The sequence below is a fragment of the Pseudomonas sp. SJZ078 genome (assembly GCF_007828255.1).
Lineage (GTDB): Bacteria > Pseudomonadota > Gammaproteobacteria > Pseudomonadales > Pseudomonadaceae > Aquipseudomonas.
Genome location: NZ_VIUG01000024.1, coordinates 77,067 through 103,777 on the forward strand (window position 1 = coordinate 77,067; position 26,711 = coordinate 103,777).

Consider the following 26,711-nt stretch of genomic DNA (forward strand, 5'->3'; position numbering starts at 1 on the left):
GGGCTGTGGTGCGGCTGTCGATGGGCCGTCCTGCCGTGCGGTCACGCCTGATGTCCCTTCACAAGGTGGGAAAAAATTAGAGGATCCGTTTCCCGATGTCTGTCATGGGAAGCAGGGACAACGACGGGAAACGCGGCTTTGCGGCGCTTGGGCGTGGTCGCGCGAGTCTGTTATACCAACGACCCTGAGTGAGTTTGCGAGGGTTGAACATGCCACTGACCGCCGAATCGGAACGTCCGGTTTCCAAGTTCTGGAGCCTGTCCCGTTTTCCCAACCACCCGCAGGCAGGGGCGGTCGAAGTGATCGATGCGCTGGCGATTTCCAAAGAGGATTTCACCCGCCGCTACGTCAATCGCAACCGGCCTTGCCTGATCAAGAATGCCGTGCGGCACTGGCCGGCCTTCCACAAGTGGAATCGCCTGGACTACCTCAAGGCTCACTCCCACAACAGTAACGTGGTGGTCCGCTCGCAGATCGTCTCGGAGGTCATCGGCTGGTCCAATCCCAAGGTCAAGGCGGAGCTGACCGAGTATGCGAACACGGTCTACCGGGACATGCCGTTCCATGAGTTTCTCGACAGCCTGGGGGAGGGCGACTCGCCGCTAGTGGCCGACAGTTGCCGTTTCTCCGAAGGTTCGGCCATCGAGCGGTTGAAGGAGGACGTCGGTGGCCTGCCGTTCATGCCTCAGTTAGGCAAGACCCGGGCCTATCCTCCCCATCGCAGTTTCCTGTATCGCAACTCCTACACCGATTGGCACTTCCATGTCACCGACGAGACGTTCATGGCCCAGGTGGTGGGGGCCAAGGAGGTCCTGCTGCTGCCGCCGGACGAGAAGAGTTGGCGGGCGTTGCGACCGGTGATCGAAGAAGCGGGCTACCTGTACGACATCGATACCGGGCGTTTCCCCGGAACGCTGGACCTGCGTGCCCTGCGCACGGTGGTGGAGCCGGGGGATGCGTTGTACATCCCGGTCTACTGGTGGCATGCGGTCCAGTCGATGGACGATGCATTCGGCGCCACGGTCGCGGCCACGTTCCCGACGCCTCTGCATGTCAGCGGCAACATCAGCTCGCCCATCGCCAGACGGGTGTTGCGCACCTATCTGTTTTCCCGCTATGCGCCGCTAGTGCTCGGCGCGGTGGCGTATTCCATGGTCTATCGACTGATGAGCAAGCTGGTCGATGTGGCCACGTCCCGCGATGTGCGCACATGAGCCTGGTGGGCGACCGCCGGGGCTTCGATCTGGGGCGGGGTTTCTATTTCCTCTGGTGCGGCGAGTCTCTGGCGGTCATCGGCACGGCGCTGATGGAGTTCGCCCTCGGCGTGTGGGTGTACACCCACACCGGCTCGGCGGTGGCGTTCGCCAACGTGGTGCTGGCGGCCACCTTGCCGGCGGTGCTGTTCCTGCCGCTGGCGGGAGGGTTGGCGGACCGTATCAGTCACCGGGTCATCATTGTCTGTTGCGATGTCAGCCTTGCGGTGCTGTTGCTGGGCGTCATGGCGTTGCTCTGGTTCGAGCGGCTGGAGCCGTTGCACCTGTACATCTTCAATTGCCTGGCGTCGATTGTCAGCGCCTTCCGCAAGCCGGCGTACCAGGCGGCCGTCAGCACGATTGTCGCCCCGGATAAATTCACCCGCGCCTCGGGATTGATCAGCATCAGCAAGAACGCTTCGGCCTTGGTGGCGCCTCTTTTGGCGGGGGCGATCATGGCGAAGGCCGGGCTGGTGACGATCCTGGCCGTGGATCTGGTGACGTTCTGCTCCGGCACCCTGTTGGTGATCAAGGCGTTTTCCCATGTGCGGCCGCTGGCGGCCCACCACGACGCGATAGCCAAGGGTACGGTGTTCGGCGGCGCCCTGGGCAATGTCGCCGCGGCGCTGAAGTTCTTCGTCGCCGAGCGCCTGATGGCCGGGCTGCTGGTGTACACCATGATGCGCAGCGCGCTGTTGGCCCTGGCGACGCTGATGATGACGCCGTTGCTGTTGTCGACCCTGGGCAGCCAGGTACTGGGCATGGCCTATACCTGGGCGGCCCTGGGCGGCCTGGCCGGTGCGGGGCTGTTGATTTCCATGGGCAATCCGCGCCGGTTGATGGCGATGGTGGCGGTGGCCGACCTGTTGCTGGCGGGGTGTGTCGTTGCCCTGGGGATGGTTTCGCAGGCCGTGGCCTACTGCGCCCTGGCCTTCGTCGCGATCACCATGGCGAGCATCGCCGATGCCAGCGTGAACGCACTGTGGATGCGCAGGATCCCCGCCGGCAGCCGCGCCAGTGTGTTTGCCTTGATCAGCATGCTGACCATTGCCGCCACCAGCCTGGCCGTCATCGTCGGCGGCTTCCTGGTCGACCATTGGTTCCAGCCGGCGTTGATGCCCGGCGGCCTGTACGCCGATTCGATCGGACGGTGGCTGGGGACAGGCCCGGGGCGTGGGGTGGGGATGCTATTTGTGGTCGCCGGGGCGTTGTTCGCGCTGCTGCCGCTGAGCGTCCTGCTCTACGGACCGATGCGTCGCCTGGACGAGGCGCCCACGCCGATGGCCATGGCACGGATGGTCGACGGCCCGCAGGTCGACCCGCTGTGACGCTGTACCGGATTCCCGTGACAGACAGGCCGGGCCCGCTGGGTCAACCTTCCCAGGCTGGTCCGCTGTGCCCCTCGTCGCCATCGGAATCGACAACCCTCAACAAAAGGAGCTCCTATGCGCCCGTCGTTTTATGATTCCAGCCGTTTTCCGCACCTCAAGAACCTTGCCGACAACTGGGAAATAATCCGCGAGGAGTTCCTGGCTCTCGATGCACCGACCCTGACCATCAACCGCGTGGGCAAGTCGATCACCGAGATCGTCGATGAAGTGGCCGCGCACATGGAGGCCGGCGGTGAGTATGGCTGGCTCTGGGGCTGGGGTGACGACATGGACGTCATGCCGGAATGGACCCAATACGGCCTGGTCGCCTATGACACCCCGATCCCCTATGCCCGCGCCGCCATGCCCGGGACCATCGACCTGCTGAGCAAGATCCCCGGGATCAAGCTCTGCGCGTTGCTGCGCATGGAGCCCAACGTTTTCCTCGGCACCCATTCGCATACCGGCACTTGGGAAGAAGGCCTGTTGCACATGCAACTGACCATTGATGCCCCGACCACCCAGAACTACGCCTATCTCAACGTCAATGGCAGCTTCAACCAGAGCACCAACGGCAACCTGGTGATCTTCGACGGCTCCCTCGACCACTTCGCCGTCAACGCTTCCCGGGCTCATCGCACCGTGCTTTATCTTGAGTTCTATCGCGAGAAGCACATGGCGGCGTGAGGTGTACCTGGTGGGGCGGGGGCAGCCTGTTCGTAGAGGATGTGGGGCAGCCGACCTCATCGTCGGCTGAACCGACGTCATCGCGGGTGGGCTCTCCCTTGAGAGGGAGAGTCTCGTCCTGGCATCAGGGGCTTTCAGAAAAGACAGCAGGGCCGTTACGTCCTGAACCGCAGCACCAGATTGTTCAGGTTCACCGCAAGTTGCGACAGCTCGTTGCTGGCAATCAGCGTTTGACGGGTTCCCTCGCTGCTCTGCACCGCCAAGTCGTGAATGCTGACCAGGCTTCGATCCACATCGCGTGCCACATGCGCCTGTTGCTCGGATGCTGTTGCGATCTGCAGGTTGCGTTCGTTTATCTCCAGTACGGCATGGGTGATTTGTTGCAAGGACTGCCCGGCGCCTTCTGCGGTTTTCCGGGTGCTATGCACCTCCTGGGTGCTTTTGTGCATTGATTCCACCGTGGCAGAAGAGCCCGCCTGGATCGCCGCGATCATCTGTTCGATTTCCTGGGTGGAGGTTTGCGTACGGTGCGCCAAGGCGCGCACTTCGTCGGCAACCACTACAAAGCCTCGACCTTGCTCGCCTGCCCGAGCCGCCTCGATGGCGGCATTCAATGCCAGGAGATTGGTCTGCTCGGCAATGCCCCTGATGACGCCCAACACTTTGCTGATGTCCTGGGCTTGGCCCGCCAGCGCCAGCACTTGTGCGGATGAACCTTCCACCAGGCTCGTCAGGTTACGCATGGCTGCCAGGGTTTCAGTGACACGTTCATTGCCCAGGTCTGCCGACAGGCTCGACTGTTGGGCTGCCTGGGAGGTAGACGTAGCGTTGCGAGCCACTTCCTCAACGGCCGCGCTCATCTCGTTGACTGCAGTGGCGGCTTGCTCGATTTCGCTGTTCTGTTGCTGCAATGTCCGGTCGGCGCTTTCAGTGATGGACGTCATTTCGACGGCGGCAGTGCTCAGTTGCGTAGACGCACCGGAAATCTCCAGAACCGTTCGCCGCAGTTTCTGCGACATGATGTTGAGCGCCTGCATCAGGCGGGAGGCTTCGTCTTTCCCGGTAACCTCAAGCTGCCGGGTCAGATCGCCTTCGGCAATGTCTTCAGCCAGCTTCAGCGAGGTGTTGATCGGATCGACGATGCTGCGGGTCAAGGCGATAGCGAGGAAGACCGTGAGGATCAGCGCGACGACTACAACAATCATCAGGACGTTGACGCTATGGTCATACACTGCCGTTGCAATGGCGCCTGACTGCTCCGTCTCTTTTGCGTTCAGCTCGCGCATGAGCGTGAGTTTTTCCTGATAGGCAGTGGCGCGGTTGGCCTGTTCGGAGTTGGCGAAGGCAGCGGCCTTGTCATGGTCGGAAGCGTCCATTGCGATGACTTGCTTCAATCCATCGATGTAGGTGTTCATCGCGGCTTAAGCGTCATCGAGCTGCGCGCGGTCCTTATCGCTTGTAATCAGATTCTGCCGATAGTATTCGCTGCGAGACTGCAGGGTCTCCATGGCTTTCCGTACTTTGGCTTGCGACGCGCTTTTGACTGAAGGATCGGTGCTGCCCAGCATCCTGATGCTCTCGAGGCGTGCGTGCAGAAGCGCAATCTGGATGTCATCGACCACTTGGATGCTAGGCAGTGATTTTTCTTCTATGTTTTGTTCTGCGGAACGCAACTCGCCGACTTGAACGTAGGAGAAGGCTCCCAGCCCGATCAAAAGCAAAGTGATGACACCGAAGCAGAATGCAGCTCTGCGTGCGATATTGAGCGATCTGAGATTCATGTTTGGCTCCGGTGTGGCTAACCACGTAACGCCTTTCGAGAGCTGGCTCTTTGCCAGCCATTACAGGGTTGGCCAGAGCGGATGAAAATTCTGTGAGCTGTTTGTGGTTTTTTTGAGAATGATCAGATAGCCCGAGCCTTCTGTCCGGCAGAAATGAGCTACCTTACTGACCCGCTTGCTTATCGCTCAGGGAGAGCGCATGTCCTTGCAAATTCAACTTTCAGAAAATGTGACCGAATCAGAGCGGTTGGGAATATTGAACCCGCTGCTGGCCCATAACCTGGCCAATGGTGGGGACGATGCCCACGAAACCTTCGCCCTGTTGCTACGAGCCCCGGGTAGCGATGAAGTCATTGGGGGGCTGTATGGAAAGATTTCTTATCGGTGGCTGCTCATCGATCTTGTCAGTGTTCCCGAGTCGATGCGCGGTCAGGGTATCGGCGAACGACTGATGCGCATGGCAGAAGACGTGGCAAAGGAAAAGCATTGCGTCGGCATCTGGCTGGAGACTTTCAGCTTTCAGGCGCCGGAGTTCTATCAAAAACTGGGTTATTCCGAATTTGGACGCCTTGTGAATTATCCGCCGGGGCATGCCCGGTTCTATTACCAGAAGCGGTTGTGCTGACAGTGGAACAAACCGGTGCCGTGGTAGTTTTCAAGTCTGCCCACTGCAACGGGCTGTTCTTACCGGGGGCGGTGTGCAACCGATGCACATGGAAGTCGGCAACGATGCCGCTGCGCCGATCCGGTCTCAATCGAGACGATCGATGGCGCGTGTAAGATTTACACGTGCCTGCTGTTCGAACGCGTCGAAATAGGGTGCGGTTGTGTAAATGCGGCCGCGCGCTAGAAAGCCCTCCAGGATCTGGCGTCGCTTTCGGCGATATATAGACATCGGCACGTGCAGGTACTCGCGGCGGATTTGTTGGTCATACTCCTCGAACCGCTCGAACGATGCACCAAGGATCGCCAGATCCGTGTCCACCAACACCGCCTCGTCTAGCGACTGCGGGGCGCTGTCGTGTCGGGTCACCATGACCAGGTCGTAAAGCCTGCGGCGCGTTTCGTCGCCCAGGCCGCTATCACTTGCCACCTCATCCAGCCATTGGGCGCTGCGCAGTTCGTTGTCGCTGCGCAGGGGGTCGTAGATCGCGTCGTGGAACCACAGCGCGAGGTCGATTTCGGCGGGGGTCTGGCAGGCCGCGTTGAGGAGTCGACGCACCCGGAGGCACTCAGCCAGGTGCTGGCGGTTGTGGTATGCGCGGTGTGGCTCGTCGTAGTGCCGAATGAGTTTTTCGTGCGTCTCTTGCGACGCGCATCTGACCCCAAGCTCCGTCCATACACGAGCCCAGGCGGTAAAACCCAGTGCCTCAGGCGAGTCGAGGTCGTCGACTAGCCCGATTCCTTTTGACTGTTCCGTCATTGCTGCTCCTGCGCATTATTAATGTAGCGTTGTACCCAGGCGATCAATTACATCCCACGCCGCACCCGCCCCGGCGCCTTACCATATACCTCCTTGAACTTCTTGCTGAAAGCCGCCTGGGATTGATACCCCACCTGGGAGGCAATGTCAGTCAATCCCAGGTGCGAATGGCTCAGCAGGCTGAAAGCCAGTTCCATTCGAACCTGCGTCAACAAGACCCAAGGCGAAACGCCGGCGACCCGCACGAAAGCCCGCATGAATGTTGCACGGGACATGCTCGCAATCTCGGCCAGCGCGTCCACTGTCCATTCATGGCCCGGCTCCGCCAGCATCGACTGCCAGGCTCGGCCCAGGCGCTTATCGGCCAACAGGGCCAGGGTGCCGGTGTGTTGGCCGTGGCTTGCGAGGTGAGCGCGCAGGATCAAGGTGAACAGCGCCTGGGACAAGGCATCGAGTAAAAAGTGTGCGCCGACCTGCTCGTTATCGGCTTCACCTCGCAACATGTCGACCAGTGCCGGCAAGGGTGCGCTTGCAGGGAGAGCTGCACTGGGTATCACGAGGTGTTCGGGGAGGGCGCTGAACAACAGGGAAGCGCGATTGTAGTGGAAGGTCCCGCAAAGCATGTCCAGGTCCGTGCTCCCGCGGCCGATGCGGTAAAGCGGCAGAGTTCCACCGGGAACCAGCCGCGGGGTACCCGGCTTGGCCGTTTTGCCGATGCCATGCAGCAGGTGCGGTGCCCCACGGGGCAGGAGCAGGATGTCTCCCGCTCGCATTGGCAGGCGCTGGCCGTCTGGAAGTTCGACCCGGCATTCTCCCGCCAGGACAATGTGATAGGGCGCTTTCCCCAAGGCTTCCTGCTGGTGATCGAGTGCCCAGTCGCCTTGGAACTGACACCGCAGATCCACGCTGCCCCGCACGTTGGCCAAGCTAATGAGTTTATCGATCGAATTCATTTGAGTGCTTCGCATAAAAATCTGAGCGGATCGGACAAAACCGAATCACGCCCTGGAGGGAAACTGAGCCTGTCGAAACAGTACACCAACTTGCTCAGGAGTCATGCGATGTTCAATAACTGGTCCGAACTGCTACCCACCATTCAGAAGGCTTTCGGTGCGCTCGGAAGGAGCAACCCTAAGATGGTCAAGGCTTACATGGCCCTTGGCGAGGCCTCCGCGGAAAACGAGGTACTGGATGCGAAAACCCGAGAGTTGATTTCGATTGCCGTCGCAGTCACCACCCGTTGTGACGGATGCATCGCCGTTCACGCGGACGCGGCGATCAAGGCTGGAGCGAGCCGCGAAGAGGTGGCGGCTACGTTGGCAACCGCAGTCTCGCTCAACGCGGGCGCTGCCTACATCTATTCGTTACGCACCCTGGAGGCGTATGACTCGCTGAAAAAATAGCGCCTGTCGGTGCAGGCGCCTGGCCTCGGTACCGTGCGGTATCGGGGCTTTTCAATGCCTGCGAGAGATGGCAAGAGTCGGAGCCTGGTCAGCACGCCTTGAGCACAATGCATGTCCGACCACCGAGCGCCGACCTCAATGGTTGGCACCGTGCTCAGGCCATGAGTCCAAAGGCGGGCAGAGCCTGATGCCAGTTAGCGGTGCAAAACCTGTGGGAGCAAAGCTTGCATCAGGACAGGCCCCTGTCTTGCAGCTCAGACAGCCACCGACTCCAGGGTCGATTCAAGGAAGCGGAAGGCGGTCTGTTTCGAACGGTGGGTCGATTCGAAGAACGCCAGGTGGCTGCCGTTGCTCTCCACGTGCAGCAGTGCATCGCTGATGGACTCGGCAATGCGCTGGGAGCCGCCGATGTGGGTGGTTTCGTCGGCGTCGCCGGCGACCACCAGGGTCGGCACGCTGATCTGTTCCAGCCGTGACTGCAGCTCGGTCTTGTTCAATGCATCGTTAAGCCGCGCATAACGGTAGAACAGTTCTTCGTTGACGTAGGGGTAGAGCGCCGCATGGGCGATCGAATCCGGGATGGTCGCCAGTGTCGCCTGGTCCAGGAACAACGCTTGCAAGTCGCTGGCTTCGTTGCGGTCGACGGCGGCCGATTCCATCAGCCATTCGAAATTCTGCTGATGGGCGGTGCGCAGGCTGTTGTCGCCCAGGTTGTAGTCGCCGTGCCACAGGCTCAGGGAGTTCACCCGCTCAGGGTGGATGGCGGCCGCGCTCAACGCGATCACCGCGCCGCCGCAAATCCCCATCAAGTGCGCATTGGGCAGCTCGTAGTGGTTCATCACGTTGATCAGGTCGCCGACCTGGGCATCGGTGTCCACGGAGAGTTGGTCGAACGAGGTGCAGGAACCGAACAGCCCCCGGGTTTCCCAGGTGACCACGAAGAATCGCTCGCTCAGGGCATTGAACCAGTCGCGACACAGGTCGAACGGCATGCCGCAGGGCAATGCCAGGACGATAGCCGGGCGGTTCTGATCGGTGCTGGCATGCACCGACAACGCAACGTTGTCGCGGGTGATCAGGTGCACGGTCTCGACCTCGGGCACCGAACCACTGAAATCGAAGTGTCTGACCAGGCGCCCGAATTCCCTGACGCTTTCGAACTCGTCGAAGTGGTCATAGGAGAAATCCAGCGCCTGGCAGATTTTCTTGCTGATAAACATCTCGAAGGAAGACAGCTGCGCCTCGCCATCGTGCAAGTACTGCACGGCTTTGACGCCGATGCGTGCAAAGGTGGCGCTCACCGCCCGTTCCGTGGCTCTCACGCTGGGGGAGGCCTGGTCGATGGGCGGCTCATTTGCCTGAGCGAGAAAGCTCAGGCAAATGGGACCGGGCAGATGGATGGCAAGGTGCCTAAGCATCCTCACGGTCTCGCACAGGCGCGTTGCTGCGTCGGTGGAAATAGTCATGGATTGGGGGACTCCTGTCAGGCACGTTGCGCATGCCACTGTCTTATGGCACTGAAAAATCAGACCGCTTCGAATTTCTTGCCTCGGGTGGTATGGGTGACAAGGCGGTTGTATTCCGGGGTCTTGTCCCCGATCACCTGGACCGCGCCGTATTTTTCAAGGCTGATGCGACCGCCGTATTCCTCGATGTGGTCGGAGTCCGGATAGATCTTCACGAAGGACGGCACATAGCGCGAGGCGAAGCCCATGCGCATGTCCTGGGACTCGCCGCTGTGGGGGTAGGAGGCGTGCATCAGGGTCGACCAGAAAATGATGAACTGGCCGGCCTTCATCTGCATCGGTACGGCGGCGGATTCGTCAGGCTTGAAGTTCTCGTCGATCTGCAACTGGCGATAGTCGTAGCCGAAGAAGCCGCGGCGCACGCCATCCTTGACCACCGTGCTGTTGTTGGCTTCGGGATCGTAGGCCATGCGCTTGGTTTCGTCGTAGTTCATGCTGTTCTGGGTGCCGGGAATGAATTGCAGGCAACCATTGGCGATGTTGGCGTCGGTGAACGCGGTCCAGACGGTGATGGTGCCGCCGAAGTCTTCGTTCTCCGGCCACAGGATCTGCGGCTTGCCCGAGGCGTTGGCGAAGGTGTCGGCCTGGTGCCAGTCGGTGCCTTCGTCGCCCGGGTATTTGGGGAAGAACTCGGTGCGCCAGCACAGTACATCCGGGCCGAGGATGCTTTCGACGCGGTCGCAGATTTGCGGACGGCAGATGTGGCTGGCGAGGAATTCGTCATCCAGGTGGCGATCATAGTTGGCAATGTTGGTGCCGGCGGAAATCGCATCCAGGTCCTGGTAGGCCGCGGCGCTGCGATCGAGCAGGCGCAGGCGGGTGCGTTTCCAGGCTTCTTTCATTTCTTCGGGGGTATAGGCGTCGAAAGGACCGATAAAACCGTTCTTCTCGAAGGACGCGCGTTCTTCCGGGGTCAAGGCGAATTTCTTGCTCATGGGCTGTTCCTTTTCGGTCAATGGGCTTGGACAAGGGAGCGCTGGATGCAGTCGGCCAATACCTTGGCGGTTGCACCGTTGGCCAGCACACCGGGGTCGAGGTTGACCTTGTAGTGGGCCTTGAAGGTGCTCAGGGAGCGAATCAGTGCCAGGGAGGTACCACCGAAATCGAAGAAGTCATCGTTCAGGCCAATGTTCTTCAGGCCGATGTCCTGCGACCAGACCTTGAGCACGAACTGCTCCTGTTCGGTAAGGCCGTCGGCCGTGTGTTGCACGGTGGCTTCTACGGATTCGGGAGAGGGCAGGCGTTGCTTGTCGATCTTGCCGTGATCGGTGACCGGCAGCTGCGCCAGGGGTATGTAGGCCGAAGGACGCATGTAGTCCGGCAGGTTGGCGGCCACCAGTGCGGCGACTTCGCCGCGGACCTGTTCGGTCCAGGCATCCACGCCCTGGGCCGGTACCACGTAGCCAACCAGGCGCCAGTCGCCGTCGCCGTAATCGTGACCGGTCACATGAGCGGTGGCCACGGCGGGGCTGCTCTGCAGGCAGGCTTCGACCTCGCCGGGTTCGATGCGGAAACCGCGGATCTTCAGTTGCTCATCGCAACGCCCGGCGTAGCGGTACTCACCGTCATCGCCCAGCACCACCAGATCGCCGGTGCGATAGGCGCGGTTCGAAGTTCCCGGCAGTTGCACGAAGCGCTCGCTGTTCAGGGCCGGGCGGTTCAGGTAACCCAGCGCCACGCCGGCGCCTTCGATGTACAGCTCACCGGCGGTGCCCTGGGGCACGGGTTGCCGGTCGGCATCGAGCAGGTTCAGGCGCCAGCCATCCAGTGGGGCACCGATCGATACCATGGCGGCGCTTTCCAGGTCCTGACCCAGCACGCGCTTGAAGGTCGTGTGCACCGTGGCTTCGGTGATGCCGTACATGTTGATCAATGCAGGCTTCTGGTCGCCGTGGCGTTCGACCCATGGCCGCAGCACGGTGGCCGGCAGGGCCTCACCGCCGAATACCACGTAGCGCAGCGCCAGTGGCGTCTTGGCCTGGCGGTCAGCCTCATCGAGGCCACGGAAGGCCGATGGGGTCTGGCTCAAGACAGTCACGCCGCGGTCGACCAGCCATTGCCGGGTGGCGGTTGGCGAGCGCGATACATCGTAAGGCACCACGGCGACCTGGCCGCCGTGGGCCAGCGCGCCCCAGATTTCCCAGACCGAGAAGTCGAAGCCGATGGAGTGGAACATCGACCAGACGTCGTGCTCGTTGAAAGCATATTCACGCTGGGTGCTTTCCAACAGGCGACTGACGTTGCCGTGGGCGACCAGCACACCCTTGGGTTCGCCGGTGGAGCCGGAGGTGTAGATGACGTAGGCCGGTGCCTGGTCGGGGTTGCGGCGGTCGACCTCGGCAATCGGTTCCAGCGCTGGGCCGGCCAACAGATCGGCCAGGGGCAGGGCGCGCACGGACGCGCTCTGCGCCAGCTCGGCGGGTGCGCCGATGATCAGGCTCAGGCCGCTGTCGCGCACGATGTGTTCGACGCGCTTGCCCGGGTATTGCGGGTCGACCGGGACGTAGGCGCCGCCGGCCTTGAGGATGCCCAGCAGGCTGATGACCAGGTCGACGCTGCGTGTCAGGCACATCCCGACCAGCATGCCGTCCTTGACGCCTTCCTGGCGAAGACGGGCGGCCAGTTGCGACGAGGCCGCGTCGAGTTGCGCGTAGCTCAGCGCCCGGGTGGCGTCGGAGACGGCCGTTCGCTCGGGAAATTCACGGGCCCGGGCAGTGAAGATTTCATGCAGGAATGCACCGGGCGTGAGAGGGGCTGGCGCGGGGTTGACCGATCCGCCAGTGTTCTTAATCGGCATGACTAACGCTCCTGTTGATTGCCAGGTGCAGCGTATTTGCGCATTTGCGAAAACCGTTGCACTCGAGACGTCACTGCGGCCCACGGGATCGTTTAATGCGCCTGTGCGATTCGCAGCTGCCGCATTTCAGCACCGACTTCGTGCCGGCGTCTGTCGCGGGAAATGGGGACAAAGCGCTTTGGGATGAACGTCGACTGCGACGGTGTAACCGGGTGTGTCGGGTCTGTCCCGGTTTGCGGTGCCAGACATCACCGTGGATCAGTGTTTTTATCCTTGCCCGACAGTGGGGCGCATTGGTTTTGCCCCGTAGACGTGGATCCGCGGATCCGTGGTTCAGGAGTGATGCATGAGTCTTCAAACTAACGCTTCGCCCGTGATGAGCGATGACGGGACGGCGGATTCGCTTTCCTGGCCCGGTCAGCCAGTCGATGGGCAGGTCCGATTGTCGCTGCTGGCCGATGGCCTGAGCCTGCCGGTGGTGATCGAAGCGATCGCCCCTGGTCTGGATCCATCGGCATGGGCCGCCACTCATCGCGAGGCCATCGAGGCCTTGTTGTGCCGTCATGGCGCGGTGCTGTTTCGTGGTTTCGACCTCGCCTCGGTGGCGGCTTTCGAAGCATTTGCCGAAGCCTTGTCTCCCGGCTTGCATGGCAGTTACGGCGACCTGCCGAAGAAGGAGGGCGGACGTAACGTCTACCGCTCCACGCCTTATCCCGAGCGGGAAATGATCCTCTACCACAACGAGAGCTCGCACCTGGAAAGCTGGCCACGCAAGCAATGGTTCTATTGCGAACAGCCTTCCCGGGTCGGCGGCGCGACGCCGCTGGCGGACATCCGGCAAGTGCTACGGCACCTGCCTGCCGAGGTGGTGGCCCGCTTCGAACAAAAGGGGCTGACGTACAGCCGCACCTTCACCGCCGGCGTCGAGCCGAGCTGGGAATCGTTCTTCGGTACCACCGATCGTGGCGAAGTCGAACGGCGCTGCCGTGAGCAGGGCACCGATTTCGAATGGCTCGACGGTGACAGCCTGCAAGTGCGCACCCTGTGCCCGGCGGTGATCCGTCATCCGCAGACCGGCGAGGCGGCGTTTTTCAACCAGGTGCAGTTGCACCATCCGTTCTGCCTCGGTGAAGAAATGCGCGAAGACCTGCTCGACATGTTCGGCGCCGACCGTTTGCCGCGCATGGTCAGTTACGGCGACGGAACACCGATTGAAGACGAGGTCATGACCCTGGTCGGCGACGCCTATGAGGCCTGCGCCGTCAGGTTCGACTGGCGCAAGGGCGACGTGGTCATGCTCGACAACATGCTGGCCGCCCATGCTCGCGATCCTTACGAGGAACCGCGCCTGATTGTCGTGGCGATGGGCGAGATGACCGCCCGGGACGACGTCTGGCAGCCGGCCTGAGCCATATCGCGAGTTCATTCGAGGATAGCAACCCATGAAAAACCAGAAAGAGAAGAAACCCAAGCCGGGTTCGGTCATGCGCCTGCTGTGGCGCAACCACCCCTGGCTGACGTTCTTCACCTTGATTTGTGGTGTCATCAGCGGGGTCGCGTCCATCGCGGTGGTGAGTGTGATCAACCAGGCCATCCATAACGAAGGCGATCGCATGCAGGCGTTGTACTGGTTTGTCGGGCTCAGTGCCGTAGCGCTGATCCTGCGCAACGGTGCCGCACTGTTTCCGGCCTACGCCAGCATGCGGATCATGACCCGGTTGCGCATCGCACTGTGTCGCAAGATCCTCGCCACGCCGCTGGAAGAGGTGGACCGGCGCGGCCCGCCCAACGTGCTGACCATGCTGACCAACGACATCCCGCAGCTGAACACGACGCTGATCGTCATGCCCACGGTGCTGGTGGAAACCACGGTCTTCCTGTTCGGTATCGCCTACCTGGCGTACCTGTCGTGGGTGGTCCTGGCCTTGACGGTTTCGCTGATGGTCCTGGGCGTGGGCTTGTACCTGTTCTTCTTCGCCAGCGGCGTGAGGTCCACCAATCGGGTTCGGGACGAGTTCACCGCGTTCAACGAATATACCCATGCCCTGGTGTTCGGCCTCAAGGAACTCAAGCTCAACGGCATCCGTCGTCGCTGGTTCGGCCGTTCCGCCATCGAGGCGTCTTCGACCCGGGTGGCGCGCTACAACTTCGTCGAACGCCTGTGGTACACCGCCGCCGATAACGTGGGCCAGTTCACCCTGTCACTGCTGATTGGCTGCCTGCTGTTCGCCGCGCCGCTGGTCAGCACGGTCGATCCCAAGGTGATGACCGCCAGCGTGCTGGCGGTGCTCTACATCATGGGGCCGCTTTCGCTGCTGGTGGGGGCGATGCCGGTGCTGGCGGCGGGTCGGGTCGCCTGTACCCGGCTCGCGGAATTCGGTTTCGCGATCAACGATCCACATCCCGAGCCCGTTGCGGTGGAAGCGCCGAAGGTGCATCTGCTCGAGCACAAGAAGACCTGGGACAGCATCGAGTTGAAGGGCGTGCGGATGCATTATCAGGACCCGCATGCCGGAAGCGGTTTCTCCCTGGGCCCCATCGACCTGACGGTACAGGCGGGTGAATTGATCTACATCGTGGGCGGCAACGGTTGCGGCAAGAGCACCCTGGCCAAGGTGTTATGCGGGCTCTACATCCCGCAAAGCGGCGAGGTGCTGCTCGACGGCTTGACGATTACCGACGAGAGCCGCAGTGACTACCGCGATCTGTTTTCCGCGGTGTTCTCGGACTTCCATCTGTTCAACCGCCTGATCGGTCCCGACGAAGAGGAGGGCAGCCCGGACCTGGCGAACAAGTACCTGGAAACCCTCGGGCTGGCCGACAAGATCAAGATCGAAGGGCACGGCTATTCGACGCTGAAGGCTTTGTCCTATGGCCAGCAGAAACGCCTGGCCCTGGTGTGTGCCTATATGGAGGACCGGCCGGTCTACGTGCTCGACGAATGGGCCGCCGACCAGGACCCGCCGTTCAAGAAGTTCTTCTACGAGGAGCTGCTGCCCGACCTCAAGCGGCGCGGCAAGACGGTGCTGATCATTACCCATGACGACCAGTACTTCCAGCTGGCTGACCGGATCATCAAGCTGGCGGACGGGCACATCGTCTCCGATATCAACTGCGCCATTCGCGACAAGCGCGCCTGAATGGCTGTTCTGACTGCACCGTCCGGCTGGCGATGTTGTAGCGACAACACCCCTGCCAACCTGTGAACGACGCCTGACACCAACCCGCACCCGACAGCAGTGGAACTCTGCCGGGTGGCGCCGGCTGTCTGTGCGGATCTGCATCATTAACTCCAGGCGTGCCCTGTTGCGTTTGCCCCGGGCAGCACTGACAAATATCTGAGAAGGAACGTATGACATTTTTCTTTGCTGTGGGTGATGTTGTCGCCATGGGGCGCTTGACCAGCCGGAATCCAGAGCCTGCCGGCGTGCAAGTGACAGGAGGCCGGGTATGAACCAGTCCCTGGAGCTTGCAGCAACCTATCCGCTGACGGCGTCCCAGCGGGATATCTGGCTGGACCAGATGACCAAGGGCGACTCGCCCTTGTACACCATGGGTGGCTACCTTCATATCCAGGGCGTCGTCGACCCTGATCGTATCCAGCAGGCAGTCGAACTGTTGGTTCGCAAGCACGATGCCTTGCGCACGGTCCTGCACTGCGACGTCGGTGGCGACGGCGTGCCCATGCAGACCCTGGTCGAGTCGCTGGAGGTGCGGGTCCCGCTGATCGACTTCTCCAATCGCCCCGAACCGCAGACCGCGACCCAGACCTGGGTGCAACAGGGGCTGGAAGTGGCATTTGAGCTCGAAAAAGGGCCGCTGTTTCGCTTCTACCTGATCAAGCTCAACGACGCTTCGTTCTATTTCGTCGTCAACCTGCACCACATTATCCAGGACGGCTGGGGCATCAACCTGATGCTCGCGTCCCTCAGTGACCTGTACAACGCGCTGGAGGAAAACCGCGAGCCCGACCTGTCGGCACCGTCCTATGCCAGGTTCATCGAGGATGATGCCCGTTACCACGACTCGGACCGTTTCCAGCGGGACCAGGCCTACTGGCTCGACAAATACCGGGATGATGTGCCGGACCCATTGTTCACCGCCCGTTACCGTGATCGCTACGTCGAGCCCGTGGTGCCCAGCGCCCATGCCATGACGCCGTTCCCACAGATGCTGAACGAGCGGATCGATGCCCTGGCGCTGACCCATCAGGTCTCGCGTTTCCCGGTGCTGCTGGCGACGTTGTACGTGTACTTTGTTCGCACGACCCAGCGTGACGAGCTGGTGGTGGGCCTGCCGATCCTCAATCGCTCCAATCCGACCTTCAAGCAGACCGTGGGGTTGTTCACCCAGGTCAGTGCCATGCGCCTGAGATTCGCCGATGACCTGTCGTTCGGCGAGCTGATCCAGGAGGTGGCGCGCGCGCTCAAGCAGGACTATCGCTACCAACGGTTCCCTCTAAGCGACATTCATCGCTCTCTGGAGCTGCGGCGTGACAATCGTGCGCAGCTGTTCGATGTGTCGTTCTCCTACGAGGAAGAGAACTATCTATACCGGTTCGGCGATGCCACGGCCTATTCGGTGAAGAGTTCCAACGGCCAGGAACAGATGCCGCTGGCGATCCATTTCCGGACCAACCCCAACGAGAAAAATGCCTGGGTGCACTGGATCTACAACCAGGCATTCCTGCAGGCCGATGAAATCGAGGCGATGGCCGAGCGCTTCGTCCACGTGTTGGAGCAGGGACTGGGCGACGATACGCTGCCGATCCGGGACTTTGTCCTGCCGACACCGGCTGAAGCCCGTCTGCTCCAGGCCTGGAACGTGAGCGATGCGCAGCGGTATGAGCACGACCGCACGATCCATGGCTTGTTCGAAGCGCGGGCCGCCGCACAGCCGAGCGCGGTGGCGGTGATCCATGAAGGACAGACCCTGACCTACGGCGAACTGAATACCCGGGCGAACCAGGTCGCCCATCGGCTGCTGGCCCTGGGTGTGTTCCCGGATGACCGGGTGGCCATCTGCGTCGAACGCGGCCTGGACATGATCGTTGGCCTGTTGGGTATCCTGAAGTCCGGCGCCGGTTATGTGCCGCTGGATCCGGCCTATCCCCTGGACCGCCTGGCCTTCATGCTCGAAGACAGCTCGCCGGTGGCATTGCTGACCCAAGCAGCGCTGCAAGACCAGGTGCCTGCGCCGGCCGTCCCGGTGCTGCTGCTCGATCAGCCAGAAGCCGCGGGGTTTGCCGAGCAGCCACGGCACGATCCGAATATCGGTACCCTGGCGTCCCATCACCTGGCCTATGTGATCTACACCTCGGGCTCGACCGGCCTGCCCAAAGGCGTGATGGTCGAGCACCGCAACGTCGCGCGGCTGTTCTCGGCCACGCAATCCTGGTTCGACTTCGGCCCACAGGACGTGTGGGCGCTGTTCCATTCCTTCGCTTTCGACTTCTCGGTCTGGGAAATCTGGGGTGCGCTGACCCACGGCGGTCGCCTGCTGGTGGTGCCGCAACTGGTCAGCCGCTCGCCGCAGGATTGCTATGCGCTGTTGTGCGAGGCGGGCGTCACGGTGTTGAACCAGACGCCAAGCGCGTTCCGCCAGTTGATCGCGGCGCAGGGCGAAAGCGAGCTGAAGCACAGCCTGCGCCAGGTGATTTTCGGTGGCGAAGCCCTGGAAACCGGCATCCTCAAACCGTGGTACGCCCGGGAAATCAATGCCGGCACGCAACTGGTGAACATGTATGGCATCACCGAAACCACGGTGCATGTGACCTATCGTGCGCTGCAAGCGGCCGACGCCCAGTTGATCGGTGTCAGCCCGATCGGCAAGCGGATTCCCGATTTGCGCCTGTACCTGCTGGACAAGTACGGCAAGCCGGTGCCCAAGGGCGTGGAGGGCGAGTTGTACGTAGGGGGCGCCGGTGTGGCGCGAGGCTACCTGAACCGGCCGGAGCTCAATGAAACGCGGTTCCTGCCCGATCCGTTCGACACCGGTGCGAACGCACGGATGTACCGTACCGGCGACCTTGGTCGCTGGCTGCACAACGGCGAACTGCAATACCTGGGGCGCAACGATGAACAGGTGAAAATCCGCGGTTTCCGTATCGAACTGGGTGAAATCGAAGCGAGGCTGACGGCCTGCGCAAAAGTGCGCGAGGCGGTGGTGATCGCCCGGGAAGACGAGCCGGGGAACAAGCGGCTGGTGGCCTATGTGCTTGCCGAAGATGGCGCCTGCGTGTCTGCGGGCGAGTTGCGCAGCGAGCTGCTGGTCTCGCTGGCGGACTACATGGTGCCGAGTGCCTTCGTGATGCTCGACGCCTTCCCGCTGACCACCAACGGCAAGCTCGACCGCAAGGCGCTGCCGGCTCCCGATTCGCAGGCGTTTGCCCGTCGTAGCTATGAAGCGCCGGTGGGTCAGGTGGAAATCACCCTGGCCGCGTTGTGGGCCGAGCTGCTGGGCGTCGAGCAGGTGGGGCGTCACGACCGTTTCTTCGAGCTGGGCGGCCACTCGCTGCTGGCGGTCAAGCTGATCGAGCGCATGCGCCAGTTGGACTTGAACGCCGACGTGGGCGTGCTGTTCGGCCAGCCGACGCTGCAGACCCTGGCCGCTGCCACGAGCACCAGCGGCGGTGTGGTGGTGCCGGAGAATCGGATTCCCCGGGATGTCGAGCGCATTATCCCGGATATGCTGCCCCTGGTGACCCTGACCCAGGGTGAAATCGATCGCATTGTCGCAACCGTACCGGGCGGCGCGGACAATGTGCAGGATATCTACGGTTTGGTGCCGTTGCAGGAAGGCATTCTCTATCACCACCTGGCGACCAGCGAAGGCGATCCGTACCTGTTGCAGGCCCTGTTACGCTTCGGCACTCGGGAACAGCTGGAAGCCTTCGGGCAGGCCTTGCAGGCGGTCATCGCCCGGCACGACATCCTGCGCACCTCGGTGGCGTGGGAAGGGCTCGGCGAACCGGTGCAGGTGGTCTGGCGCGAGGCGCGCCTGATGGTCGAAGAGCTGGCCCTGGACCCGGCCGATGGCGACATCTCCGGCCAGTTGCAGGTCCGTTTCGATCCGCGCCATACCCGCTTCGATCTGCGTCAGGCGCCGATGATGCGTATTCACTTTGCCGAAGATATTGTCAGCGATAGTTGGGTGGCGGTGTTGCTGTTCCATCACCTGATCGATGACGCGACCTCACTCGGCATGCTGGGCAAGGAAATCGATGCGCACCTGCAAGGTCGCGCGGCGGAGCTGCCGGTGTCGGTGCCTTATCGCAACTATGTGGCTCAGGTCCGCCTGGACAATCATCCCGAGCAACACGAGGCGTTTTTCAGCGAGATGCTCGGTGACGTGGACGAGCCGACGCTGCCATTGGGCCTGCAGGATGTGCAGGGCGACGGCAGCGGCATCGAAGAGGCGACGCTGTCGCTGGAGGTCGGACTTGCCCGGCGCCTACGTGCCCAGGCCCGACGCCTGGGGGTCAGTACCGCCAGCCTGCACCACTTGGCCTGGGGCCAGGTGGTGGGGCGCTTGTCCAATCGTCAGGACGTGGTGTTCGGCACCGTATTGATGGGCCGGTTGCACAGCGGGCAGGAGGCCGGACATGCCTTGGGCATGTTCGTCAACACCCTGCCGTTGCGGGTCGAGGCGGGGAACCAGGGGATACTGGCGGCGTTGCAGGCGACCCATGGCCGCCTGGCGGCGCTGCTGGGCCACGAACACGCGCCGTTGTCGTTGGCACAGCGGTGCAGTGGCGTTGCGGCGCCGGCGCCGCTGTTCAGTGCGCTGATGAACTATCGGCAGACCGCCGTGGCGGCACAGGCGGGCGAGGATGCGGGCCAGGCCAGAATCTGGGCCGGCGCGGAAATCCTCGGCGGCGAAGAACGGACCAACTACCCGCTGTCGCTGTCGGTGGATGACCTCGGTGATTCGTTTGGATTGACCGTGCAAACCGTGGCCGGGATCGGCGCGCAGCGGGTATGTGGCTACGTGCACACCGTACTCGAAGCATTGGCCGATGCCCTCGACCGGGATGGCGATACCCCGCTGCACACGCTGGCCTTTGTCCCTGCCAACGAACGCCAGCAGTTGCTGCGCGACTTCAATGACTTCGATGCGGTGTACCCGTCGGGGCTGCTGATCCATCAACTGTTCGAGGCCCACGCCGAAGCTCAGCCTGAGGCCGTTGCGCTGACGTATCAGGGGCAGAGCCTGAGCTACGGTGAACTGAACCGGCTGTCCAACCAGATCGCCCATCGTTTGATCGAGTGGGGTATCCGTGCCGACGACCGGGTGGCGATCTGCGTGGAGCGCAGCCTGGAAATGGTTGCGGGGCTGGTGGGTATCCTCAAGGCCGGGGCCGGCTATGTGCCGCTGGATCCGGCTTACCCGGCCGAGCGCCTGGTCTACATGCTGGAAGACAGCGCACCGAAGGTGCTGCTGACCCAGCGCAGCCTGCAGGAACGCTTCCCTGCGGCGGGTGTTCCGGCCTTGCTGCTCGACAGTGAGGATCGCGACGCCGCCGGCATCGACCGGCAGCCGTCCACCAACCCGGATGCCCAGGCGAGCGGCCTGAACCCCGACAGCCTGGCGTATGTCATCTATACCTCGGGCTCCACCGGCCAGCCCAAGGGCGTGGCCATGCCGCATCGGGCCCTGGTCAACCTGATGCAGTGGCAAATCGAGCAAGCCGCACAGCAGGGGCGTGCCGTTGCGCGCACCTTGCAGTTTGCCGCACTCGGTTTCGACGTGGCGTTCCAGGAAGTCTTCAGCACCTTGTGTGCCGGCGGCGAGCTGTCGCTGATCCACGCCGACATCCGCCTGAATTTCCATCGCCTGTTCGAGCATATCTGCCAACAGCGCATCGAACGCCTGTACCTGCCGTGCATCGCCCTGCAGGCCCTGGCCGAAGCGGTCGCCGGCGAGCGTGAAGACACGCCGCTGACCTGCGACTTGAAGGATGTCATCACCGCTGGCGAACAGTTGCGCATCACGCCACAGATCCGTGCGTTGTTCGAGCGCCTGGATGGCTGCCGCCTGCACAACCACTATGGGCCGACCGAATCCCACGTCACCACCGCCCTGACGCTGCCGGACGATGTCGCCGCCTGGCCGACGCTGCCCGCCATCGGGCAGCCGGTGGCCAACACCCGTATCTACCTGCTGGACCCACAGCAGCAACCGGTTCCGGTCGGTGTCGCCGGCGAGATCCACATCGGCGGCATCTGCGTTGCCCATGGCTACCTGAACCGCGCTGACTTGACCGCCGAGCGCTTCGTCCGCGATCCGTTCGCGGCCGATGAGCAGGCGCGCCTGTACAAGACCGGAGACCTGGGCCGCTACTTGCCCAACGGGCATATCGAGTACCTGGGACGCAACGACGATCAGATCAAGATCCGTGGCTTCCGTGTCGAGCTGGGTGAGATCGAGTCCCGGCTTTGCCAGCATGGCGGAGTCAAGGAAGCGGCCGTCGTGGCCCGTGAAGACCAACCCGGCGAGAAACGCCTGGTGGCCTACATCACCGCCCAGGTGACGGATGCGGCACCGGAGGCCGACGCATTGCGTGCGCATTTGCAGGCGTTGCTGCCGGACTACATGGTGCCGGCGGCCTACGTGCGCCTGGAAAAACTGCCCTTGTCGCCCAACGGCAAACTCGACCGCCGCGCGCTGCCGGTCCCGGAGGCGGACGCTTTCGCCAGCCGTGCATATGAAGCGCCATTGGGCGAGGTGGAAACCACGCTGGCGGGGTTGTGGGCTGACGTGCTCGGTGTCGGGCAGGTGGGGCGGCACGATCATTTCTTCGAGCTGGGCGGGCATTCGCTGCTGGCGGTGAAACTGATCGAGTTGATGCGCAAGGCGGGGCTGAGCGCCGATGTGCGGGTGCTGTTCGGCCAGCCGACCTTGGCCGCCCTGGCAGCGGCAGTGGGCAGTCGTGCCGAGCTGAGCGTACCGGCCAACGGCATTGTTGCCGGCTGCGAACGGATCACCCCGTCGATGCTGCCGCTGGTGAAGCTGGACCAGGATACCCTCGACCGGATCGTCGCCGGTGTGCCGGGCGGTGTCGGCAATGTCCAGGACATCTACCCGCTGGCGCCGTTGCAGGAGGGCATTCTCTACCACCACATCGCCGCCGAAGAAGGCGATCCCTATCTGCTGCAAGCCACTTTCGCCATGGACAGCCGCGCGCAACTCGACGGCTTCGTCGCAGCGTTGCAGGCCGTGATCGACCGGCACGACATCCTGAGGACCGCGCTGCTGCGCGAAGGCCTCGAGACGCCGTTGCAGGTGGTTCTGCGCCAGTGCCGGTTGATGCTCGAAGAGCAGGCCCTCGATCCGGCCAGGGGCGATATCGCGGCGCAACTGCAAGGGATGTTCGATCCTCGCCGTTGCCGGATGGACCTCGACAAGGCGCCACTGATGCGTCTGGCCTGTGCCTGGGACAGTGTGCACCAGCGCTGGATCGCTGTTTTACTGTTCCACCACATCGCCCTGGACCACACCGCGCTGGACGTGATGCAGGAGGAAATGCTGGCGTTCCTCAATGGCGAGGGCGACCGCCTGGAAGCGGCCATGCCTTACCGTCATTACGTGGCGCAAACCCTGCTGGGCGTGTCGCGTGAGCAGCATGAGCGCTTCTTCCGCGACATGCTCGCGGATGTCGACGAGCCGACGCTGCCGTTCGGCCTGCGGGAGGTCCAGGGAGATGGTCGGGGCGTCGAAGAGGTCAAGCTGAATCTTGATCCGGATCTTTGCCGGCGCCTGCGGCAGCAGGCGCGTCAACTCGGCGTGAGCGCGGCAGCCTTGCATCACCTGGCGTGGGCAAGGGTACTGGGGCGCGTGTCCGGCCGTGAAGACGTGGTCTTCGGCACCGTGTTGCTGGGCCGCATGCAAAGTGGCGAGGGCGCGGACCGCGCCTTGGGCATGTTCATCAATACCTTGCCGTTGCGCGTCGATGTGGGTGGGCAGGGCGTACGCGCCGGGGTCAAGGCGATCCACGCGCGCCTGACGGCCCTGTTGGGGCACGAACATGCCTCGCTGGCCCTGGCCCAGCGTTGCAGTGGCGTGCCGGCTTCGCTGCCGCTGTTCAGTGCCTTGCTGAACTATCGGCACAGTCCGCTCCAGGAAGGCGACAGTGTCGAGCGTTGGGCCGGTACCCAGGTGTTGGAGGTCATGGAGCGGACCAACTATCCGTGCATGTTGTCGGTGGACGATCAGGGCGAAGGCTTCCTGCTGAGCGTGCAGACGGCCGGCGGGGTCGATGCCCGCCAGGTCGGCGCCTACATGCAGACGGCCCTGGCGAGCCTGGTGGAGGCACTGGAACGTGCGCCGGAATCCGCGATCAACGATCTGGAAATCCTGTCTGTAAACGAGCGCAGGCAGGTGTTGCAGGACTTCAACAACACCGCAGCCCATTTCCCTCTGGAACAGACCGTTCATGGGTTGTTCGAGGAGCAGGTGCGGCGCACGCCGGATGCACTGGCGGTGCTGCATGGCGATCAGCGTCTGAACTATGGCGAACTGAACGAGCGGGCCAACCAGTTGGCGCACTACCTGCGCGGGCAGGGTGTGCGGCCGGACTCTCGGGTGGCGATCTGTGTCGAGCGTGGGCTCGACATGGTGGTCGGGTTGCTGGCGATCCTCAAGGCGGGTGGCGGTTACGTGCCGTTGGATCCGGCCTATCCGGCGGATCGGATTGCCTACATGCTGGAAGACAGTGCGCCGGCGGTGGTGTTGGCGCAGACGGCGACTCTCGGGTTGTTGGCCGGAGCTTCGATGCCGGTGATTGATTTGGGTAGCGGGCTCTGGCAGGACGAGTCCGTCTCGAATCCGCAGGTAGCCGAGCTGACTTCGGCGCATCTGGCCTACGTGATCTACACGTCAGGTTCCACCGGGCTGCCTAAGGGCGTGATGATCGAACACCGCAACACGGTGAACTTCCTGACTTGGGCACATCAGTCGTTCGATGCGCAAACCCTGTCGAAGACGCTGTTCTCGACCTCGTTGAACTTCGACCTGGCCGTGTACGAATGCTTCGCACCGTTGACGTCAGGCGGCAGCATCGAAGTCGTCACTAATGTGCTGGAACTGCAACACGGCGAGCACGACATCACCTTGATCAACACTGTGCCGTCGGCGCTCAAGGCGCTGTTGGAATCCGGCGGGCTGGGCGAGGGCGTGGACAGGGTGAACGTGGCTGGTGAAGCGCTCAAGCGCAGTCTGGTGGAGGCGCTGTTCGAGCAGACTCAGGTCAAACGCCTGTGCAACCTCTATGGTCCTTCGGAAACCACGACCTATTCGAGTTGGGTGTCGATGGCCCGTGAGGACGGCTTTGCCGCGCACATCGGTAAGCCGGTCGCCAACACCCAGTTCTACCTGCTGGATGAACACAAACAGCCAGTACCGCTGGGCGTCCCAGGGGAAATCTACATCGGTGGTGCCGGTGTCGCGCGGGGTTACCTGAACCGCGATGACCTGACCGCCGAGCGTTTCCTCAAGGACCCGTTCAGCAGCGAATCGAACGCCCGGATGTACAAGACCGGCGACCTGGGCCGCTACCTGCCGGACGGCAATATCGAATACCTGGGCCGTAACGACGACCAGGTGAAGATCCGCGGTTTCCGTATCGAACTGGGCGAGATCGAAGCCCGGCTTGCCCGGCATGAATCGGTAAAAGAAGCGGTGGTGCTGGCCCGCGAGGACGTACCCGGCGACAAACGCCTGGTGGCCTATTTCACGCCGGTGAACGAAACAGCGGACATCGAAGCCTTGCGCAGTCACCTGCAAGGGCAGTTGCCGGAATACATGGTGCCGGTGGCTTACGTGCGGCTCGACGCCATGCCGTTGACCCCCAATGGCAAGCTCGACCGCAAGGCCTTGCCGGCTCCGGAACACGATGCACTGATCACCCGTGGCTACGAAGCCCCGCAAGGCGAGACCGAAACCGTCCTGGCGCAGATCTGGCAGGACCTGCTGGGTCTGCAACAAGTGGGACGTCATGATCACTTCTTCGAACTCGGCGGCCACTCGTTGCTGGCTGTCAGCCTGATCGAACGGATGCGTCAGGTCGGCCTGAGTGCCGACGTGCGCGTGCTGTTCAGCCAACCGACCCTGGCCGCGCTGGCAGCGGCTGTCGGCGACGATGCCGGCAACGCGGTGAACGTTCCGGCCAATCTGATTGCGTCGGACTGCCAACGCATCACCCCCGACATGCTGCCGTTGGTGACGTTGACCCAGGACGCCATCGACCGCATCGTCGCGACCGTGCCGGGCGGCGCGGCCAATGTGCAGGACATCTACCCGCTGGCGCCGTTGCAGGAGGGGATTCTCTATCACCACCTGGCGGCCGAACAGGGCGACCCCTACGTGCTGCAAGCGCAGTTCGCCTTCGACAACCGCGAGCGTCTGGACGATTTCACCCAGGCCCTGCAAGGCGTGATCGATCGCCACGACATCCTGCGCACGGCCATGGCCTGGGAAGGGCTGGACGAGCCGGTGCAAGTGGTCTGGCGCAAGGCGTCGCTGGGCGTCGAGCAGGTGTTGTTGCGGGATGAGAACGGCGACATTGCTGTTCAGTTGAACGCCCGGCAGCACCTGGATATCCGCCAGGCGCCGTTGATGTGCATCCGTTTTGCCCAGGATGCAAGTCACCAGCGCTGGGTCGCGACCCTGCTGTTCCACCATATGGCCCTCGACCACACGGCGCTGGAAGTGGTGCGCCAGGAGATGCAGGCGCACTTGCTCGGGCAGGCCGGGCAGTTGGGCGCTGCGGTGCCGTATCGCAACTATGTGGCCCAGGCCCGCCTGGGTGTGAGCCGTGAAGAACACGAAGCGTTCTTCCACGACATGCTGGGTGCCATCGACGAACCCACCTTGCCATTCGGGTTGCAGGATGTCCGTGGCGACGGCAGCGATGTCGAGGAGGCCAGGCAAGAGGTGGCTATCGATCTGAGCCGTCGTCTGCGCAGTCAGGCCCGTCGGTTGGGTGTGAGCGCGGCCAGTCTGCATCACTTGGCCTGGGCCCTGGTGCTGGGCCGGGTATCGGGTCGCGAAGACGTGGTGTTCGGCACCGTGCTGATGGGCCGGATGCAAGGGGGCGAGGGCGCCGACCGAGCGCTGGGTATGTTCATCAATACTTTGCCGCTGGGTGTGCAGGTGAGCGCGCGGAGCGTGCGCGATGGCGTGTTGGCGACACATGCGCGGCTGACCGGGTTACTGGGGCACGAGCACGCTTCCCTGGCCTTGGCCCAGCGTTGCAGTGGCGTGGTCGCACCGACGCCGTTGTTCAGTGCGCTGCTCAATTACCGCCATTCGATGGCGGAGCCCCTCGCATTGCAAGGGTCGTCAGCCTGGCAAGGTATCGAGGCATTGGGTGGCGAGGAGCGGACCAACTACCCGCTGATGCTCTCGGTGGACGATCTTGGCGAAGATTTCAGCCTCACCGTCCAGGCGGTGAGCGGGATTGGCGCGCCGCG

14 protein-coding genes and 1 pseudogene are annotated in these 26,711 nt (G+C 62.7%); 8 read left to right on the forward strand and 7 right to left on the reverse strand.

Translation table 11 applies throughout. The features are described 5' to 3' along the window. Positions 1-209 precede the first annotated feature (209 nt). From FBY02_RS19830 to FBY02_RS19840, 3 genes are all read left to right on the forward strand, one after another. Positions 210-1,214, forward strand: a complete 1,005-nt coding sequence (locus FBY02_RS19830; protein WP_144929914.1) for a cupin-like domain-containing protein — start codon at positions 210-212, stop codon at positions 1,212-1,214. Further along, complete coding sequence (locus FBY02_RS19835) at positions 1,211-2,581, forward strand: MFS transporter (RefSeq protein WP_144929915.1); 1,371 nt, start codon at positions 1,211-1,213, stop codon at positions 2,579-2,581. Before FBY02_RS19830 ends, FBY02_RS19835 begins: the two co-directional genes overlap by 4 nt. A gap of 117 nt (positions 2,582-2,698) precedes the next feature. Beyond that, a complete protein-coding gene (locus tag FBY02_RS19840; protein WP_144929916.1) occupies positions 2,699-3,310 on the forward strand; it encodes an aspartyl/asparaginyl beta-hydroxylase domain-containing protein in 612 nt (203 codons plus the stop codon). A 155-nt stretch (positions 3,311-3,465) separates the two neighbouring features. Here FBY02_RS19840 and FBY02_RS19845 read toward each other — a convergent pair whose 3' ends face one another. Both FBY02_RS19845 and FBY02_RS28830 read right to left on the reverse strand, forming a co-directional pair. Further along, the gene (locus FBY02_RS19845) at positions 3,466-4,725 is read right to left on the reverse strand and encodes a methyl-accepting chemotaxis protein (RefSeq protein WP_371921430.1); all 1,260 of its coding nucleotides are present in this window, start codon (positions 4,723-4,725) and stop codon (positions 3,466-3,468) included. 6 nt (positions 4,726-4,731) lie between these two features. Next, on the reverse strand, positions 4,732-5,091 hold the full coding sequence (locus FBY02_RS28830; RefSeq protein ID WP_371921431.1) for an MCP four helix bundle domain-containing protein: 360 nt from the start codon (positions 5,089-5,091) through the stop codon (positions 4,732-4,734). A gap of 199 nt (positions 5,092-5,290) precedes the next feature. Here FBY02_RS28830 and FBY02_RS19850 point away from each other — a divergent pair, with 199 nt between their 5' ends. After that, positions 5,291-5,716 (forward strand): N-acetyltransferase, encoded by a 426-nt coding sequence (locus FBY02_RS19850; RefSeq protein ID WP_144929917.1) that lies wholly within the window; start codon positions 5,291-5,293, stop codon positions 5,714-5,716. Between the two features lie 126 nt (positions 5,717-5,842). Here the strand turns inward: FBY02_RS19850 and FBY02_RS19855 are convergent, their stop codons facing one another. Further along, positions 5,843-6,514, reverse strand: coding sequence for a hypothetical protein (locus tag FBY02_RS19855; protein WP_144929918.1), 672 nt, complete (start codon positions 6,512-6,514; stop codon positions 5,843-5,845). 47 nt (positions 6,515-6,561) lie between these two features. Continuing rightward, positions 6,562-7,467, reverse strand: coding sequence for an AraC family transcriptional regulator (locus tag FBY02_RS19860; protein WP_144929919.1), 906 nt, complete (start codon positions 7,465-7,467; stop codon positions 6,562-6,564). Positions 7,468-7,575: 108 nt separating this feature from the next. On the opposite strand from FBY02_RS19860, the gene FBY02_RS19865 reads away from it, so the two are divergent. After that, positions 7,576-7,917, forward strand: a complete 342-nt coding sequence (locus FBY02_RS19865) for a carboxymuconolactone decarboxylase family protein (protein WP_047701000.1) — start codon at positions 7,576-7,578, stop codon at positions 7,915-7,917. Positions 7,918-8,171: 254 nt separating this feature from the next. On the opposite strand, the gene FBY02_RS19870 is transcribed toward FBY02_RS19865, so the two are convergent. From FBY02_RS19870 to syrB1, 3 genes are read right to left on the reverse strand one after another with little or no spacing between them, the layout of a single operon-like run. Next, positions 8,172-9,383: an alpha/beta fold hydrolase gene (locus FBY02_RS19870; protein WP_144929920.1), complete on the reverse strand. Its 1,212-nt coding sequence runs from the start codon at positions 9,381-9,383 to the stop codon at positions 8,172-8,174. A gap of 59 nt (positions 9,384-9,442) precedes the next feature. Then, positions 9,443-10,378: a syringomycin E biosynthesis L-threonyl-[L-threonyl-carrier protein] 4-chlorinase SyrB2 gene (gene syrB2 / locus FBY02_RS19875; protein WP_047701003.1), complete on the reverse strand. Its 936-nt coding sequence runs from the start codon at positions 10,376-10,378 to the stop codon at positions 9,443-9,445. Positions 10,379-10,395: 17 nt separating this feature from the next. Further along, positions 10,396-12,240 (reverse strand): syringomycin E biosynthesis L-threonine--[L-threonyl-carrier protein] ligase SyrB1, encoded by a 1,845-nt coding sequence (gene syrB1, locus FBY02_RS19880; RefSeq protein ID WP_144929921.1) that lies wholly within the window; start codon positions 12,238-12,240, stop codon positions 10,396-10,398. A 346-nt stretch (positions 12,241-12,586) separates the two neighbouring features. On the opposite strand from syrB1, the gene FBY02_RS19885 reads away from it, so the two are divergent. The 3 genes and pseudogenes from FBY02_RS19885 to FBY02_RS19895 form a co-directional block, all read left to right on the forward strand. Beyond that, on the forward strand, positions 12,587-13,648 hold the full coding sequence (locus FBY02_RS19885) for a TauD/TfdA family dioxygenase (protein ID WP_144929922.1): 1,062 nt from the start codon (positions 12,587-12,589) through the stop codon (positions 13,646-13,648). A gap of 34 nt (positions 13,649-13,682) precedes the next feature. Next, on the forward strand, positions 13,683-15,380 hold the full coding sequence (locus FBY02_RS19890) for a cyclic peptide export ABC transporter (RefSeq protein WP_144929923.1): 1,698 nt from the start codon (positions 13,683-13,685) through the stop codon (positions 15,378-15,380). 346 nt (positions 15,381-15,726) lie between these two features. Beyond that, positions 15,727-26,711 (forward strand): annotated as a pseudogene (locus FBY02_RS19895) (amino acid adenylation domain-containing protein); the annotation flags it as partial.

Bases quoted from the DNA above. Each gene is read 5' to 3' on its own strand.
- FBY02_RS19850 (WP_144929917.1), top strand. From the start codon at position 5,291: ATGTCCTTGCAAATTCAACTTTCAGAAAATGTGACCGAATCAGAGCGG.
- syrB2 (WP_047701003.1), bottom strand. From the start codon at position 10,378: ATGAGCAAGAAATTCGCCTTGACCCCGGAAGAACGCGCGTCCTTCGAG.
- FBY02_RS19865 (WP_047701000.1), top strand. From the start codon at position 7,576: ATGTTCAATAACTGGTCCGAACTGCTACCCACCATTCAGAAGGCTTTC.
- FBY02_RS19885 (WP_144929922.1), top strand. From the start codon at position 12,587: ATGAGTCTTCAAACTAACGCTTCGCCCGTGATGAGCGATGACGGGACG.
- FBY02_RS28830 (WP_371921431.1), bottom strand. From the start codon at position 5,091: ATGAATCTCAGATCGCTCAATATCGCACGCAGAGCTGCATTCTGCTTC.
- syrB1 (WP_144929921.1), bottom strand. From the start codon at position 12,240: ATGCCGATTAAGAACACTGGCGGATCGGTCAACCCCGCGCCAGCCCCT.
- FBY02_RS19830 (WP_144929914.1), top strand. From the start codon at position 210: ATGCCACTGACCGCCGAATCGGAACGTCCGGTTTCCAAGTTCTGGAGC.
- FBY02_RS19835 (WP_144929915.1), top strand. From the start codon at position 1,211: ATGAGCCTGGTGGGCGACCGCCGGGGCTTCGATCTGGGGCGGGGTTTC.
- FBY02_RS19840 (WP_144929916.1), top strand. From the start codon at position 2,699: ATGCGCCCGTCGTTTTATGATTCCAGCCGTTTTCCGCACCTCAAGAAC.
- FBY02_RS19855 (WP_144929918.1), bottom strand. From the start codon at position 6,514: ATGACGGAACAGTCAAAAGGAATCGGGCTAGTCGACGACCTCGACTCG.
- FBY02_RS19860 (WP_144929919.1), bottom strand. From the start codon at position 7,467: ATGAATTCGATCGATAAACTCATTAGCTTGGCCAACGTGCGGGGCAGC.
- FBY02_RS19845 (WP_371921430.1), bottom strand. From the start codon at position 4,725: ATGAACACCTACATCGATGGATTGAAGCAAGTCATCGCAATGGACGCT.
- FBY02_RS19890 (WP_144929923.1), top strand. From the start codon at position 13,683: ATGAAAAACCAGAAAGAGAAGAAACCCAAGCCGGGTTCGGTCATGCGC.
- FBY02_RS19870 (WP_144929920.1), bottom strand. From the start codon at position 9,383: ATGACTATTTCCACCGACGCAGCAACGCGCCTGTGCGAGACCGTGAGG.